At 48.5% G+C, this 14,948-nt stretch carries 12 protein-coding genes and 1 tRNA gene; 9 read left to right on the top strand and 4 right to left on the bottom strand.

The features are described from left to right. Positions 1-8 precede the first annotated feature (8 nt). The 4 genes from JWG88_RS10060 to JWG88_RS10045 are packed head-to-tail and all read right to left on the bottom strand — an operon-like array spanning position 9 to position 5,162. Complete coding sequence (locus tag JWG88_RS10060; protein ID WP_240194373.1) at positions 9-860, bottom strand: purine-nucleoside phosphorylase; 852 nt, start codon at positions 858-860, stop codon at positions 9-11. Beyond that, a complete protein-coding gene (thrC, locus tag JWG88_RS10055; RefSeq protein WP_205233595.1) occupies positions 832-2,241 on the bottom strand; it encodes a threonine synthase in 1,410 nt (469 codons plus the stop codon). Before thrC ends, JWG88_RS10060 begins: the two co-directional genes overlap by 29 nt. 53 nt (positions 2,242-2,294) lie before the next feature. After that, complete coding sequence (gene rsfS / locus JWG88_RS10050) at positions 2,295-2,672, bottom strand: ribosome silencing factor (protein WP_205233594.1); 378 nt, start codon at positions 2,670-2,672, stop codon at positions 2,295-2,297. Positions 2,673-2,708: 36 nt separating this feature from the next. Beyond that, a complete protein-coding gene (locus tag JWG88_RS10045; protein ID WP_205233593.1) occupies positions 2,709-5,162 on the bottom strand; it encodes a DNA topoisomerase III in 2,454 nt (817 codons plus the stop codon). 1,283 nt (positions 5,163-6,445) lie between these two features. On the opposite strand from JWG88_RS10045, the gene JWG88_RS10040 reads away from it, so the two are divergent. From JWG88_RS10040 to rpsO, 9 genes are all read left to right on the top strand, one after another. Then, positions 6,446-6,521, top strand: a tRNA-Gly gene (locus JWG88_RS10040). Positions 6,522-6,795: 274 nt separating this feature from the next. Further along, on the top strand, positions 6,796-7,251 hold the full coding sequence (gene rimP, locus JWG88_RS10035) for a ribosome maturation factor RimP (protein ID WP_205233592.1): 456 nt from the start codon (positions 6,796-6,798) through the stop codon (positions 7,249-7,251). 76 nt (positions 7,252-7,327) lie between these two features. Next, positions 7,328-8,875 carry a transcription termination factor NusA gene (nusA, locus tag JWG88_RS10030; RefSeq protein ID WP_240194372.1) on the top strand — a complete coding sequence of 516 codons (1,548 nt, stop codon included), beginning with the start codon at positions 7,328-7,330 and terminating at the stop codon, positions 8,873-8,875. A gap of 6 nt (positions 8,876-8,881) precedes the next feature. Beyond that, the gene (locus tag JWG88_RS22155; RefSeq protein WP_353740668.1) at positions 8,882-9,088 is read left to right on the top strand and encodes a DUF448 domain-containing protein; all 207 of its coding nucleotides are present in this window, start codon (positions 8,882-8,884) and stop codon (positions 9,086-9,088) included. A 101-nt stretch (positions 9,089-9,189) separates the two neighbouring features. Then, positions 9,190-12,000 carry a translation initiation factor IF-2 gene (infB, locus tag JWG88_RS10020; protein WP_205233590.1) on the top strand — a complete coding sequence of 937 codons (2,811 nt, stop codon included), beginning with the start codon at positions 9,190-9,192 and terminating at the stop codon, positions 11,998-12,000. A 15-nt stretch (positions 12,001-12,015) separates the two neighbouring features. Then, on the top strand, positions 12,016-12,420 hold the full coding sequence (gene rbfA, locus JWG88_RS10015) for a 30S ribosome-binding factor RbfA (protein WP_205233589.1): 405 nt from the start codon (positions 12,016-12,018) through the stop codon (positions 12,418-12,420). Then, entirely contained in the window at positions 12,417-13,412 is a 996-nt protein-coding gene (locus JWG88_RS10010; protein WP_240194371.1) for a DHH family phosphoesterase, read from the top strand. Before rbfA ends, JWG88_RS10010 begins: the two co-directional genes overlap by 4 nt. A 16-nt stretch (positions 13,413-13,428) precedes the next feature. Then, positions 13,429-14,172 (top strand): tRNA pseudouridine(55) synthase TruB, encoded by a 744-nt coding sequence (truB, locus tag JWG88_RS10005; RefSeq protein WP_205233588.1) that lies wholly within the window; start codon positions 13,429-13,431, stop codon positions 14,170-14,172. A 319-nt stretch (positions 14,173-14,491) separates the two neighbouring features. Then, positions 14,492-14,761 carry a 30S ribosomal protein S15 gene (rpsO, locus tag JWG88_RS10000; RefSeq protein WP_205233587.1) on the top strand — a complete coding sequence of 90 codons (270 nt, stop codon included), beginning with the start codon at positions 14,492-14,494 and terminating at the stop codon, positions 14,759-14,761. The last annotated feature ends 187 nt before the right edge of the window (positions 14,762-14,948 follow it).

Raw genomic sequence — 14,948 nt, 5'->3', positions numbered from 1 at the left:
AGTAAACACTACACCCTGGAGAGGACTTCAATTATAAGGCGCTCAAGCCGCGGTTCGATTTCGGCAGCCGCTGCAATAATATCTTCAAGAAGAATAGGTTGAAGATTATCCGGGTCGTTGATGTTGGAGATGGCGGAAAACCCGAGAACATTCAAGCCACCGTGCCTGGCAACCAGCACTTCAGGAATTGAGGACATGCCGACTGCATCTCCTCCGCTTTGCCTCAACCAGCGCGTTTCCGCGGGAGTCTCCAGGCTGGGGCCGGGAATGCAGGCATATACCCCGGTGATGACGTTGCTGAGCCTGCAGGAATCGGCGCAATCCAATGCAGTTCTGATAAGACCGGGATTGTATGGTTCGGAAAGATCGGGAAAGCGTGGGCCCCAGGCCTCGATATTGGCGCCTCTGAGGGGATTTTCTCCAAGAAAGTTGAGATGATCCCGGATCACCATTATTGAGCCCGGGCGGAAGAGCGGATTTAGGCCTCCTGCGGCGTTGGTAAACACGAGATTTTCCGCGCCCAGGAGCGAGAGAACGCGAATCGGAAAGGCTACTTCCTTAGTGGAATAACCTTCGTAGTAGTGCAAACGTCCCTGGAGAACGGCAACCCTGTGGGTGCCCAGAGTGCCAAGCAGGAGGTTGCCTTTGTGGCCCGCCACGGTTGCCGTGGGAAAATGCGGTATCTCATGGTAGGGAATAACCGCATCGGTGGAAACTCGATCGGCCAGAGCGCCCAGGCCGGTTCCTAGTTGAATGATGGTGCGCGGAGCATACGGCAGGACTGATTTTAAAAAGGCGACACAATCCTCTACTTTGGAGATGTAAGTATCGTCACTCTGCATCGGTCTGGAGAAGAGCATTGGTTCTAATATATTCCTGCACACTGTCACGGTCGGCGTCCATTATTTCACAGCGTGTCTGTTTGCCGAACAGGCCCTGGATGGCTTCCGGCTGCTCCGGGTCAATGCCGGCGGCCTTGCGCACGGTCTCGGCAAATTTTGCCGGGTGTGCGGTGGCAAGACAAATCATGGGAATATTGTTCTGCTTATGCCGCAGACCGGCATAGACACCGACTGCGGTGTGGGGATCGAGAAGATAGCCATAATCGGTATGGAATTTTCGAATCGTCTCTTCGACATCCTCTTCACTGACAGAAGTTGCGCTGAAATCTCTTTTTATCTGATCGCAGTAGCCGCTGAGGTCTAGCCGGCCCTTTTCGGCGAATTCCAGCATAGCCTCCGTGGTTCTCTCAGGGTCCTTGTCGAGAAGATAATAGAGATAACGTTCAAAATTCGATGCTGCCTGAATATCCATTGAAGGACTCGATGTCTGCTGCACTTGTGCTGCGGAGTAATCGCCCATGTTCACGAACCTGCTCAATATGTCATTGGCATTGGAGGCAAGAACAAGCTTGCGCACAGTACCCTCGGGCAGCAGGTTTTTGGCAATATATCCTGCGAAAATATCACCAAAATTCCCTGTAGGAATGGAGAAATCCATGGCCTTGTCGTTTTCATGCCTGATTACATGGAGACAACTGTAGACATAATAGACAACCTGGGCGAGAATTCGAGCCCAGTTTATTGAGTTTATGGCACCGAGATGATGTGTTTTTTTAAACTCAAGATCGTTGAATAAGGCCTTGACGACGGCCTGGCCATCATCAAAGGTGCCTTCTATGGCGATATTGTAGACATTGTCGTCGGTGACAGTGGTCATCTGCCTCTCCTGCACCGGGCTGATGCGATTGCGGGGGTGCAGGATGAAAATCTTGATCCTCTTCTTGCCGCGAACACCATAGATTGCTGCGCTGCCGGTATCTCCGGAAGTTGCACCGACAATATTAAGATAACCATCGTCCCTCTCCAGCAGATACTCAAAGAGATTGCCGAGAAACTGCAGGGCAACGTCTTTGAACGCCAGGGTCGGTCCGTGAAAAAGCTCAAGAATATGCAGTTCTCCATGATGAACCAGTGGAGTTACCTCTTCTGAGGAAAAGGAGGCATACGATCTGTTGATCAGGTCGCGCAGATTGCTTGAGGGGATGTCGTCAATAAAGCGGGACATGATTTCAAATGCCAGTTCGGCATAGGAAAGTTCGCTCCAGGAGCTGAACGTTTCCGCACCTATTCTGGGGATATTTCGAGGCAGCAGCAGACCGCCGTCGGACGCCAGACCCATCATGACAGCCTGGCTGAACGGGATCGGGGATATTCCGCCCCGTGTACTTAAGTATTGCATGGCTGAGATCTCTTACCGTATAATTGTAAACTTATGAAAGACTTCGGAGTCTGTTATTGCGCCTCGATTTCCACTCTTCCGGCGTCATGCCAGAGCCCTTCAAGATCGTAAAATTTCCGTTGATCATAGTAAAAGATATGAATGACGACATCATCAAAATCGAGAAGTACCCACTTTCCTTCCTGCAATCCCTCGGCGTGTGATGCCTTGATTCTTTTAGAGCGAAGCTCACCCTCGATCGTCTCTGCTATTCCCTGAACGTGTCGGGTCGATCTACCGTTCATAATGACAAAATAGTCGGTGAATGAAGATTTTCCCTGAACATCGAGAACAATGAGTTCTTCAGCCTTGGCGTCTGCGGCGATTTTTGCGCAGGTGAGGGCAAGTTCCAGTCCGGTTTTCGAGTCGTGCTCTTTTTTTAATTTTTTCATGTTGTTAGTGTGCTGATAAGTTTGTTGCTGAAATCCTTAATCTTTCTTCCGTGGTTTGCGTGGAGGAAATTCAAAGCTGATTTTACCATTTTTTGCCAAAAGAAGATAGGCATCAAAAGGACGTTTCTTTTTCGAGATGAATCCCTTAATAAGTTCTGTTTTTTCCTGATTGAGCAGTTGGGAGATAATCTCCGGGGTAATTTGGCGGGAGAGTATTATTTTACTGATTTTCAACCCGTTTTTTTCATCTCCCTGCAGTGCCGACTCGGACATGTAGCCGGCTGGGGTTTCGTAAACATCGGTATTGTCAATAGGGGATTTCCCCAGAGATTCCTGCTGGGTGATGCTGTCGACATCCAGATCGTCGGTGGAATTGGCAAAGATAAAGTCAACCTTGTTGTCTTTCAGTCGTACGGAGGCGCTGAAGGGTTTGCCTTTTTTGGAGATGAAGTCTGCAAAAGGACCGATGGTTTCTCCCTTGATAAGGGCGACGATTTCATCATCCTCCATGACTCTGCCCCCGAGAACCCGGCGGATATGCAGGGAATCGTCTTCAGCATGGTAAGCGGTGGGCGAGGCAAAGAAGCGAATTCCGTTTACCGGGCTGAACGGCGCCTCGGTCTGCGTCTGCGACTCCTTGAAGTTTACTATCTGAGAAGTGATATGGAGCGTCAGTTCGCGAATCTCCTGCATAAAGCTTTCCCTGGTCAGTTCACCCCGCAAGATGCGGTTTAACTTATACTCCCATTCACCCGTCATCTCGGGTGAGGCGAGAACATCTATTTTCATGGCCTCCAGCAGAGCGAGGAGCTCGAAGGCTTTACCGGTTGGCACCAGCTCCTTGCCTTCCCGGATGACATATTTTTCCTTGATAAGCTTTTCTATAATAGATGCTCTGGTAGCCGGGGTGCCGAGCCCTCTTTCCTTCATGGCCTCGGCCAACTCTTCATCTTCTACCATCTTGCCGGAGTTTTCCATGGCGGAAAGAAGCGTACCTTCATTAAATCGTGGAGGAGGCTTAGTCTCTTTTTCTTCCTTTTCAATCTCGGCACAGACGACATCGGCATCCTTGGGAACCGGTTGCAGCATCACATCTTTTTTGTCATCTTCAACCTTACCGTAAATGGCCTTCCAGCCCGGCTCGGTCATTATTTTTCCTTCAGTGACAAAGGTTTCTTCCTCAACCACTGATATTCTTTTGGTCAGCAGAAATTTTGCAGGCGGGAAAAAGACAGCGAGAAAACGCTGCACCACCATAGTGTAGATCTTCAGTTCAGCTTCAGAGAGGTTTTTGGGGAGGATGGCCGTCGGGATAATGGCATGGTGATCACTCACTTTGCTGTTGTTGAAAATCTTCTTGTCCTTGCGGATATAGCCATTTTTCAGAGCCGTTTCGGCAAAAGTGCCGAATTGCCATTTGGTCTGGGCCTGGGTGGTCTTTTGAGCCGTCTCGATATAGTCTTCAGGGAGGTATCGCGAGTCCGTCCGCGGATAGGTCAGCACTTTGTGGCGCTCGTAAAGTGCCTGGGCTATACTGAGAGTATTTTTTGCTGAGAACCCAAATCGTCCATTGGCCTCGCGCTGAAGAGAGGTAAGGTCGTAGAGCTGAGGTGATTTTTGCGATGACTGCTTGCTTTTTTCCGAAACCTCGGCGTTTTTTGAGACGCATTTTGCTATGATGGCGGCAGCTTTTTCACTTTCCCAGATTCTGTCTGCCTTGAGGTGTGAATCCCTGGGGTCCGGGGAGAAGCCAGGATCAACCCATTTGCCGATATACTGACTGCCGTTATAAGTAAAGGTGGAAATCAGATTACAGTAAGAACGGGGTTTAAACTCTTTTCGCGTTCTCTCGCGCATAACAAGCAGAGAAAGAGTCGGCGTCTGTACCCGCCCGCAGGGAGTCAGGAAAAAACCGCCATGGCGGGATTTGAAGCCGGTTAGTGCCCGGGTGGCATTAATCCCTATGAGCCAGTCCGACTCGGATCGGCACAGGGCGGTATCCTCCAGGGGCGTCATCTCTTCGTCTGAGCGGAGGTTGTTGAATGCCTCTCTTATGGCATCACTGGTCATGGACTGCAACCAGAGTCTTCTGAAGGTCTTTTTGGCAACGGAGGCATTCCAGACGAAGCGAACAATGTTTTTAAAGATCAGCTCGCCTTCACGACCGGCGTCACAGGCATTGATTATCCTGGAGATGTCTTTGCGGCGAATCAGCTTCTGCAGAGCGTTGAGTTGGCCTTTAGTATCCGGCAGTCCCTTTAGAGGGAAACTTTCCGGTAAGATAGGGAGATTTTTGAGACTCCACTTCTGGTATTTACTGTCAATTTCTTCAGGGTAGCAGATCGACACAAGATGACCAATGGCAAAAGACACAACATGTTTGTCACTCTCGTAATGGGTCTTGGTCTTTTGAAATTTACCCGGCAGAGTTTTCACCAGGTCACCGGCTACGCTTGGTTTCTCAGCTATTATTAAAGTTTTATCAGCCATAGATGAATATTAGATATGCAATGAATTAAGATCCTCCTGGGCATAGGCCATTGATCGAGGGAGCGAAAATCACCCCTGGAATTCTTCCAGACACCTATATGCACAGAGTCAGATTTCTCAAAATTGTTTAGTGCTTTACTCCTAAAAAACAGCCGCTAAGAGCAGAAAATCAAAAAATATATTAAAATCCGTGAATCGCCCCCTACAGCCAAAGCACTTATGCAGCTCAGCTGGATTGGTTCCGCAACTTCGAAAGGCCTTTACAACAAACAAGAAAATCAAAAAATATATTAAAATCGGTGAATCGCCCCCTACAGCCAAAGCACTTATGCAGCTCAGCTGGATTGGTTCCGCAACTTCGAAAGGCCTTTACAACAAACAAGAAAATCAAAAAATATATTAAAATCCGTGAATCGCCCCCTACAGCCAAAGCACTTATGCAGCTCAGCTGGATTGGTTCCGCAACTTCGAAAGGCCTTTACAACAAACAAGAAAATCAAAAAATATATTAAAATCGGTGAATCGCCCCCTACAGCCAAAGCACTTATGCAGCTCAGCTGGATTGGTTCCGCAACTTCGAAAGGCCTTTACAACAAACAAGAAAATCAAAAAATATATTAAAATCCGTGAATCGCCCCCTACAGCCAAAGCACTTATGCAGCTCAGCTGGATTGGTTCCGCAACTTCGAAAGGCCTTTACAACAAACAAGAAAATCAAAAAATATATTAGATGTGAACCGGCCTCTACAGCCAGAGCACTTATTCGGCTCAGCTGAGTTAGTATTTTGAGAATCATATTTGTTCTTTTTGTATATAATACGATAACCTATTGCTGCTCAGTCCAGCTGGATGAGTGTCCTTTTCGGACAGGAAATTCAGCGATAAAGCAAAGCAGCGCAAGGTTTTTCTATCGATTCTATGAAAATAGTCAGATGTTGTATAGGGCGGTCGGTGGTTTGTCAATCGGAATTTTTTTCCTAACCCGGATGGCGCCTCCGCTTAACGGCAAAATGCCGGGAGTTTTCTGCCGCAGGTCTATTGTATGGCCTATCGGTTGAATGTCAAACGTGCGGTTATTTAATCCGGGCCGGCAGTCAGGAAAAGAACAACCAGTGAAATTGTTTTCGGTTTATCAGGGAACTACATAGATTCAAAAAGCAATACACTTGCTGCCGCAATTCCATGACTACCGCCGTTCTTAATTATCTGCCGATGATTCCAGTCCTTATCACTTGACAATGCCGCGTGGAAATGTTTAAATTGACTGCTTGAGACGGGTACATGCGGGTGTAGCTCAGTTGGCAGAGCGCAAGCTTCCCAAGCTTGAGGTCGCGAGTTCGAACCTCGTTGCCCGCTCCAATTCGGTTTGAGTCGTTGGTGGAGCTGAGATCGAAAGGGGCCGGAGGGGTATACCTGCCAGATTATCGGCAGGCATTTGAAAGTGGGCTTTGCCCGCTTTTTTTTATGTCTGTTCATCTGGCCCGGAGCGTATACCTGGCGTGGAAAAATATTTTCTCATACAACTTCATTAAGAAAAAATTTTTCAAAGGTAATGAAAAGTATCGTCCACCCTTTCCGTACGAATCGGTGGATGAGAGTACGATTTTAAAGTAGTGTTTAAATTGCACAAAAAATGAGTGATTTTGTAATTAAAAAAATAGGTGAGTTCGCAGATGAACTGCTGCCTTCCATGGGACTTGAACTTGTAGAAGTACAGTTCAGAAGAGAACAGCACGGTCTGGTTCTCCGGATTTTTATTGACGGTCCGGATGGAGTCAACCTTGATCATTGCAGTATGGTCAGCAGGGAGTTGGGTGATTACCTTGATGTTGAGGATCTCATCGAACACCAGTATCATCTGGAGGTATCATCTCCCGGTTTGGAAAGAAAACTCTCCAGGCTGAAGGACTTTGAGAGATTTCACGGTCGCAAGGCAAAAATCAAAATGCATCTGCCCATTGATGGGGAGAAGACGTTTATCGGCGTTATTTCCAGAGTCGACGGGGAGTCGATATTTCTTGAGATGGAAGGTGGAAAAGAGCTGGAGTTCACTTTTGACATGGTCAGCGTGGCGAGGCTTGCTATTTAATTATGAATATCGCATTGTCATATAATAAAAGAGTGTCCGTTCTAAGAAGTCAGGGCAAAAACGGTGGAGTAACAGGATGCTGTCAGATTTAAAACGCATTATCGATCAGATCAGCAGGGATAGAGGATTTGACAAAAGACTTCTGATTGAGGCAATCGAGGAAGCCGTTGCTTCAGCCGCACGAAAGAAGCTCGGCAGTCGAAGGGATATTGAAGTCCGCTATAGCGAAGAATATGGTGAGGTGGAAATATTCCAGTTCCGAAGCGTTGTTGAATCTGCAGAAGACGAGCAGACGGAGATCTCTTTCGATGAGGCCATTCGTCTTGACCCTGAGGTACAGCTGGGTGATGAGCTTGGCGAAAAAATGGACAAAATCGAGGATCTTGGCCGGATTGCCGCGCAGTCGGCCAAGCAGGTCATCATTCATAAGATGAAGGATGCCGAGAAGGAAGTCATCTATGAAATGTTCAAAGGGCGAATCGGCGAAGTCGTCAGCGGTATTGTCCAGCGCTTTGAACGGGGCAACATGATTGTCAATCTTGGCAGAACCGATGCTGTTTTGCCCAAGGATCAGCAGATACCCAAACGATCCTTCAAGCAGGGTGACAGGATACGGGCCTATCTTAAAGAAGTACGCCAGACCAGCAGAGATTCCCAGTTGCTGTTGTCGCGAACCTGCGATGAGTTTTTGGAGAAGCTTTTTCAACTGGAAGTTCCCGAAATAGCCGAGGGCATCGTCAAGATAATGGGAGTCAGCAGGGAACCAGGATTTCGCGCTAAAATCGCCGTGAGTTCCATGGAAACCGACGTAGACCCTGTAGGCGCCTGTGTCGGCATGAAGGGGTCCAGGGTGCAGAATGTCGTTCAGGAACTTCAGGGTGAGCGTATAGATATCGTGACCTGGAGCCCGGATCCTGCAAAATATGTATATAACGCACTCGCTCCTGCTCATGTAAGCATGGTACGGGTCGACGAGGATACAAAATCTCTTCTCGTTGTGGTGCCGAATGACCAGCTTTCACTGGCAATAGGCAGACAGGGGCAAAATGTTCGTCTGGCCTCCAAGCTGCTCGGCTGGAAAATTGATGTCAAGAGTGAACAGAGGTATGCCAACCTGGAAGATCCTGGATATCAGACCCTGCTCGCTCTTCGTGGTGTCGAAGAACCGCTTGCCGACCAGCTATTCGCAAAGGGTATTACTTCCGTTAACGACCTGGCCAGGGCAAGTGTCGAGACACTGATTGTTCTGCGCTCCATAGATGAAGAAATTGCGGAAAGATTGATCGGGGCCGCCGCTGAGGCAGTAAAAAACGGGCTGGGGTTTATACCTGAAGGAAAGGCCGAGGCGGAAGAAAAGGACGAAGCGGAGCAGCAAAACGAAACTTCCTCCGAAGAACGGATTGAAGCGGAGGCGGAAAATGTGATCTCCGTGGGAGAAAAAACCGAAACGGCAACAAACGACCCAGCCTCTTCCCATGAAAAAGGCGAAGCGGCAGAGGATGACCAATCCCCCGCGGAAGAAAATGCTGGCGAGGAAGAGGAAGGTTTGATCTCCTCCAGGGAAGAAGCGGCGAAGATCGATCAGGATGATTCAGAAGATACGGAAGCCGAAGGAAATAAATAAATATCTGTGACTGTGTCCGTTAGAACATGCGTGGCCTGCAGAATGAAGACGGACAAAAGGATATTACATCGTTTTGTCTGGATGGAAGAAGGACCTGTCCTCGATGAATTACAGAGGATGGAAGGCAGAGGAGCTTATTGCTGCAGAGGCGAAAAGTGCCTGCATAGATTTCTTTCACAAAAGCAAAAGTGGCGAAAAACATTTAGAAAGTAGTTTGACTTTTTAATGATGCTCAGGCATAACTTTTTTCACAAATAGAAAAGATTAAGTTAACCGGGTGTTTTTGCTGTAGAGAGGTATTACGGGAGCAAAAAATGAGTAGGGTTAGGATTTACGAGCTGGCGAAAGAGGCCGGAATGAGCAGCAAGGCATTGGCTTCAAAACTCATGGATCAGGGATATGACGTCAAGGGCCACAGTTCAACTGTTGATGAAGAAACGGCCGACAAGATCCGTAAAACCGTTTTGCAAAGCGCTGATACTGAACTTGTCGAAAAAAGGATAAAGGGTGAGGCCGGACCGACTGTTATCCGCAGAAGGTCCACTATTATTCGCCGCAGGCCGAAAAGTGTCCCTGAAGAAGAGCAGGAACAGGAAGCCTTTCCCGCCGTTGAAGAAGAAAGCGGAGATGAGGGGGAAACCGGAACGACCGTCACCGCCGAGACACCGGAAGGCCTTGGAGAAGAGCTTGAGAGCACGATAGCTGAAGGTGAAGGTACTCATGCCGAAGAAAAGCATCCCGCCGAGAAAGAGCGGGAGGGCCAAACCGCCTTCGATGCCGAAGGTGTTTCCGGACACGCAGGGGAGCAGGCCACGGATGAAACCGCTCAGGAAGTTTCTGCAACGCCGGAAGAAACCAGGGATGCAGACATAGAACAGACTGCCGATACCGGTAGTGAGCCGGAACAAGAGGAACCTTCGGAAATCATGGAAGAGAAGGCCGGGGAGGCTATTGCGAAAAAGAAACCAGCCCCCAGGGGTAAAAAAGAAGCCCCCCGTAAAAACTTTGCTCGTGTTGTCGGCACAATAGATATCCCTGTTGAAGAAGAAAAACCGGTACCGTCCCGACCGAAGAGAAGACCTGCCAGACCACCAGTTTCAGGCGCACCCGGCAGAACGGATATTCCTGTAGGTCCTGAAGGAAAAGACGAAGAAGCCCGCGTTAAGAAAAAGGGGCGGAAAGCTGTCCCGGTAGAGAAAGATGATGAAGCAGGCCGTAAGGGCAAAGCTTTAAAGAAAGGGAAGAAGGCTGTAAAATATACCCACTTTGGAGAATATCAGCGCTCTCCCGGCAAGAGAGGAAAGCGAGGCGGCAAAGGCAAGAAAGACAGGCAGTCTTCCCCGCTTCTGGAAATGAAAGCGAGTAAGAAGCGCATAATAGTATATGACTCCATCACCGTTGGCGATCTCGCGGCCAAGATGAGGGTCAAGGCGAGCGAAGTTATCGGCAAATTGATGGGGCTTGGGGTCATGGCAACAATGAACCAGCCGGTGGATGTTGAAACCGCCATGCTGATTGCCAGCGATTTCGGCTATGAAGTAGAACAGGGCGTTACCGAGGAGATCGGCATCCAGATACTAGACCAGGAACAGGAAGGTGGTGTCAGGAAACCCCGTCCGCCGGTTGTGACGGTCATGGGACATGTTGATCATGGTAAAACCTCCATTCTCGACGCCATCAGAAAAACCGATGTTGCAGAAGGAGAAGCTGGCGGCATCACTCAGCATATCGGTGCATATCATGTCAAATCACCCTCCGGAGACGTCACCTTTGTAGATACGCCAGGTCATGCCGCTTTTACCGAGATGCGTGCCCGTGGGGCTCAGGTCACTGACCTGGTGATTCTGGTGGTGGCCGCAGACGACGGAGTCATGGACCAGACCAGAGAGGCAATCCACCATGCTCAGGCGGCTGAGGTGCCCATTCTCGTGGCGGTCAACAAGATAGATAAAGATAATGCCGATCCCGACCGGGTAAAAAGGGAACTTGCTGATCTCAATCTGGCCCCGGAAGAATGGGGAGGGCAGACTATATATTGTGAGACCTCGGCAAAACAGAATATAGGCATAGACAATCTCCTGGACAATATCCAGCTTATGGCGGAAATCCTTGAGCTCGAAGCCGACCCGGACCGTAAGGCAAAAGGACGGGTTGTCGAGGCAAAACTCGATAAGGGCCGCGGGGCGGTTGCAACCGTAATGGTACAGGAAGGAACCCTGCGCGCCGGAGACTACTTTGTGGTTGGTCAATACAGCGGTAAAGTACGTGCCATGTCCGACTATAAGGGCAGGCCGATAGAAGTTGCCGGTCCTTCGATTCCGGTAGAGGTACAGGGAATGTCCGGCGTACCCTCTGCAGGTGACGAGTTCCTTGTTGTCACCGATGAGAAGATGGCAAAGAGTGTCAGCCATTCTCGCTCACTCAAGGTCCGGGAAAGTGAACTTGGTGCACATACCAAGATCTCTCTGGATAAACTTTTTGAACAAATGAGCGAAGGTGACGTTAAGGAACTCCGCGTAGTTCTCCGCGCTGATGTTCAGGGAACTCTTGAAGCCTTTGCCAAGGCAGCTGAAGAATTGTCCACCGACCAAATCAGGGTTCGCGTGCTTCATGAAGGAACCGGAACCATAACCGAATCCGACATTCTCCTGGCTTCTGCTTCGGAAGCAATTATTATAGGATTCAATGTACGACCTTCGGTGAAGGTGAAGGAACTCGCGCAGAAAGAGAATGTCGATATCAGGGCATATGATGTTATTTATCACGCTCTTGATGACATCAGGAAGGCCATGGTCGGTATGCTCGATCCCACCTTTGTGGAAGACGTTATCGGAAATGCAGAGGTCAGGGAAACATTCAGTGTTCCCAAGCATGGAACCATTGCCGGCTCTTTTGTCACAAACGGCAAATTCCAACGAAATGCCAAGGTGAGGGTGGTCCGCGACGGCGTCGTGGTCTACACTGGAAAGATAGATTCACTTAGACGTTTCAAGGATGATGTCAAAGAGGTCGTCTCGGGCTTCGAGTGCGGTATTGGAGTAGAGAATTATAATGATATCAAGGTCGGCGATACACTGGAGGCCTTTATCATCAAGCAGGTAGCAGCGACTTTGTCGGAAAAATAGTGAGCATGATCAACAATGAGTGACTGGGATCCCAAAAATATCCTGGATTCCTTGGGAGCGGGGAAGCAGGAAAAGAAAAGACCCGCTCGTGTGGCGGATGTAATCAGGAATGAATTATCGATCTTACTGATCGAGAAGGTGCGCGATCCCGATCTCGCAGGTGTTGCTCTGACCCGGGTGCTGGTATCCGATGATTTGAAATACGCCAAAATATATTATACAGTTCAAGGAAAGGGGAAGGCAATTAAGCTTGCCGGAAAGGGACTGGAAAGAGCAAAGGGGTTTATGCGCAGCCATTTGGCTAAGACTCTCAATCTTCGATATACCCCCGCGCTGCAGTTTTTTTATGATGAAACTGCTGAAAAGGTTGAAGAGGTTGAGAGGATTTTTCGTGAGATAGCTGCCGAGAAAAAAAAATGACGATGATTCCTGAGGAAATCAGCACTTCCATTCAAGACGCCGAAAGCGTCATTCTGCTTACCCATGTTCATCCTGACGGTGATGCGGTGGGATCAATGCTGGGATGTGCCGGAATACTCAAATCACTAGGCAAAAAGGTGTTCTGTTATCTTGAAGAGCCCGTGCCATATCTTTACCGATTCCTGCCAGACTGCGAGACGGTGAACAGTTCTCTCACCGAACTCTCATCATTTGTTAATGAAAATAAAAATGTTATTGGCATATCGCTCGATTGCGGCGATTGCGACAGATTAGGTAAAAATAAAGATATTTTTCTTCGGATAGAACCATTTCTGGTGATTGATCATCATCGTTCCCATAAGGATTTCGGGATGCATCGCTGGGTTGATCCAGATAGATCCTCGACCGGGGAAATGGTGTATGAACTTGCCCTGCATTTGCAGGCCGGGATCAGCTACAATTGTGCTTATAATTTATATGTGGCGATTTCCACCGATACCGGATCATTTCGATACGATTCCACTACCTCCCGCACTCTTCGGATTGCCGCTGATCTCCTGGATATTGGGGTATGCCCAGACGAAATCTCTGACTATATCCATAATAATTTCACCTTGGAGAGGATCCGTCTGTTGGAGATGGTTCTCGGCACTTTAAGTCTGCACGCCTACAATCAGCTCGCTGTTATTCACGTTACCGGGAAGATGTTTGAGAAAAGCGGCGCCCTGCCTGAAGATGTCGAAGGGTTTGTCGACTTTCCGCGCTCCATCACCTCGGTCAAGATTGCCGCTTTTGTTAAGGAAGGTAAAGACGGTTCCATTTCCGTGAGCCTGAGGGCAAAAGGAGAGCATGATGTCGCTGAGATTGCCAAGGCATTCGGCGGTGGCGGTCATAGAAACGCCGCCGGCTTTAGCTTTACCGACAAGACCGCTGAACAGGTGCATCAGATTGTCACCGACGAATTGACACGAATGTTTGAGCGATCCTCCTGAATGTAATAAAAATCTTATGTCAGATATTGAAGCGGCGGTATTTCTGGTGGATAAACCCGCCGGCCCTAGTTCCTTTACCATGGTGAAAAATGTTCGGCGTCTCCTGGGGATCAAAAAAGTAGGGCATGCCGGAACTCTCGATCCTTTCGCCAGTGGTCTCCTGGTTATCTGCGCCGGAAGGCCGGCCACAAAAATAATCTCTTCGCTGATGGAAGGGGAAAAGGAATATCTCGCTACTCTGACACTTGGGGTGGAGACGACAACACAGGATCCGGAGGGGCAGGTTACCGCCACGACTGCGGTGGAACCTCTCGCCGAAGAGGTGGTTGAAAGGTGTCTGACAAGCTTTGTCGGAGAGCAGATGCAGATACCTCCTGTTTACTCGGCTTTGAAGCATAAAGGAAAGCCTCTTTATTATTATGCACGCAAAGGCATAGAGGTGAAGAAAGAGGCGCGCCATGTACATATCCGGCAGATAGAGAGAGTCGATGAGAATGGCATACTCAGTGGCTCCGGTGCGGAGCTCACTATCAGGGTAATCTGCAGTAAAGGCACGTACATTCGCACCTTGGCCGCAGATATCGGTCGGATGCTGGGTTGCGGCGCCTATCTCAGCAGCCTGCGCCGCATACGGAGCGGTTCTTTCTCGGTAACGGACAGTTTTTCTGGTAAGGATTTCACGGCGGAGAATGCCTACGAGCGTTTTTTGGCTGGAGCATTATCTGTAAATGATGTATGTAATCTATTGCAAAAATCCTAATTAATGGATAGGGTGTTGCCACCGGCAGGGGCAGAGGTGCAGACGCCTTAAGGCCATGGTCCGGGTCGACTGAATCATTGACATGGTAAGTCTTGTTTTTTTGTGATATTTAGTTGTACTGTTATCACCCCTCAAGGGACAGCTTAAGAGGTCGCTTGTTGTGGCATGTGTATTTGAGTACCCTGGGAATATTTTCTTATCCTGTTTAGCTGGGTCAGGAAATTATTTATGAAGGTGCTTATGGAGTTTTTATTGGATCAAATTCGTTTTCAAAAGATACCAGCGAATTTGTCCGGATGACATTTCAGGAGGATTTGTTGTGGCACAGACAGCTGTAAAGAAAAGTGAAATAATTGAGAAATTTAAGGTGCATCCTTCGGATACAGGCTCTTCAGAGGTGCAGATTGCTCTGCTGACGGACCGTATTCATTACCTCACCGATCATTTTAAAACTCACAAAAAGGACCATCATTCCCGACAAGGGTTGCTGAAATTGGTCGGACAGAGGCGGAGCCTTCTTGATTATCTGAAGAAAAAAGATATAAATAAATATAGAGCCCTGATTCAGGAGCTCGGTATTCGTAAATAGTGATTGTGCAGGGCTTCTGCCCTTTTCATGTTTACGTTCGTGCCATTATTTAACAGACTATTCCGGAAGACTCCGCAATAGTCTGTTGTTTTTGGTGTCTTTAAGTAATTTTACAATTGTTTGTAAGAACATGCTTTTTAAAGGCACTGCTTATCCGGTATAACCGGGTAGGTAAATACGCATTTCC

The sequence above is a fragment of the Desulfopila inferna genome (assembly GCF_016919005.1).
GTDB lineage: Bacteria > Desulfobacterota > Desulfobulbia > Desulfobulbales > Desulfocapsaceae > Desulfopila_A > Desulfopila_A inferna.
The sequence above is the reverse complement of the archived record's forward strand: the minus strand, read 5'-3'. Positions and strand labels throughout refer to the sequence as shown.

Coding starts and splice junctions, on each gene's coding strand:
- rimP (WP_205233592.1), top strand. CDS start 6,796: ATGAGTGATTTTGTAATTAAAAAAATAGGTGAGTTCGCAGATGAACTG.
- infB (WP_205233590.1), top strand. CDS start 9,190: ATGAGTAGGGTTAGGATTTACGAGCTGGCGAAAGAGGCCGGAATGAGC.
- rsfS (WP_205233594.1), bottom strand. CDS start 2,672: ATGAAAAAATTAAAAAAAGAGCACGACTCGAAAACCGGACTGGAACTT.
- JWG88_RS10060 (WP_240194373.1), bottom strand. CDS start 860: ATGCTCTTCTCCAGACCGATGCAGAGTGACGATACTTACATCTCCAAA.
- JWG88_RS10010 (WP_240194371.1), top strand. CDS start 12,417: ATGACGATGATTCCTGAGGAAATCAGCACTTCCATTCAAGACGCCGAA.
- thrC (WP_205233595.1), bottom strand. CDS start 2,241: ATGCAATACTTAAGTACACGGGGCGGAATATCCCCGATCCCGTTCAGC.
- truB (WP_205233588.1), top strand. CDS start 13,429: ATGTCAGATATTGAAGCGGCGGTATTTCTGGTGGATAAACCCGCCGGC.
- rbfA (WP_205233589.1), top strand. CDS start 12,016: ATGAGTGACTGGGATCCCAAAAATATCCTGGATTCCTTGGGAGCGGGG.
- JWG88_RS10045 (WP_205233593.1), bottom strand. CDS start 5,162: ATGGCTGATAAAACTTTAATAATAGCTGAGAAACCAAGCGTAGCCGGT.
- nusA (WP_240194372.1), top strand. CDS start 7,328: ATGCTGTCAGATTTAAAACGCATTATCGATCAGATCAGCAGGGATAGA.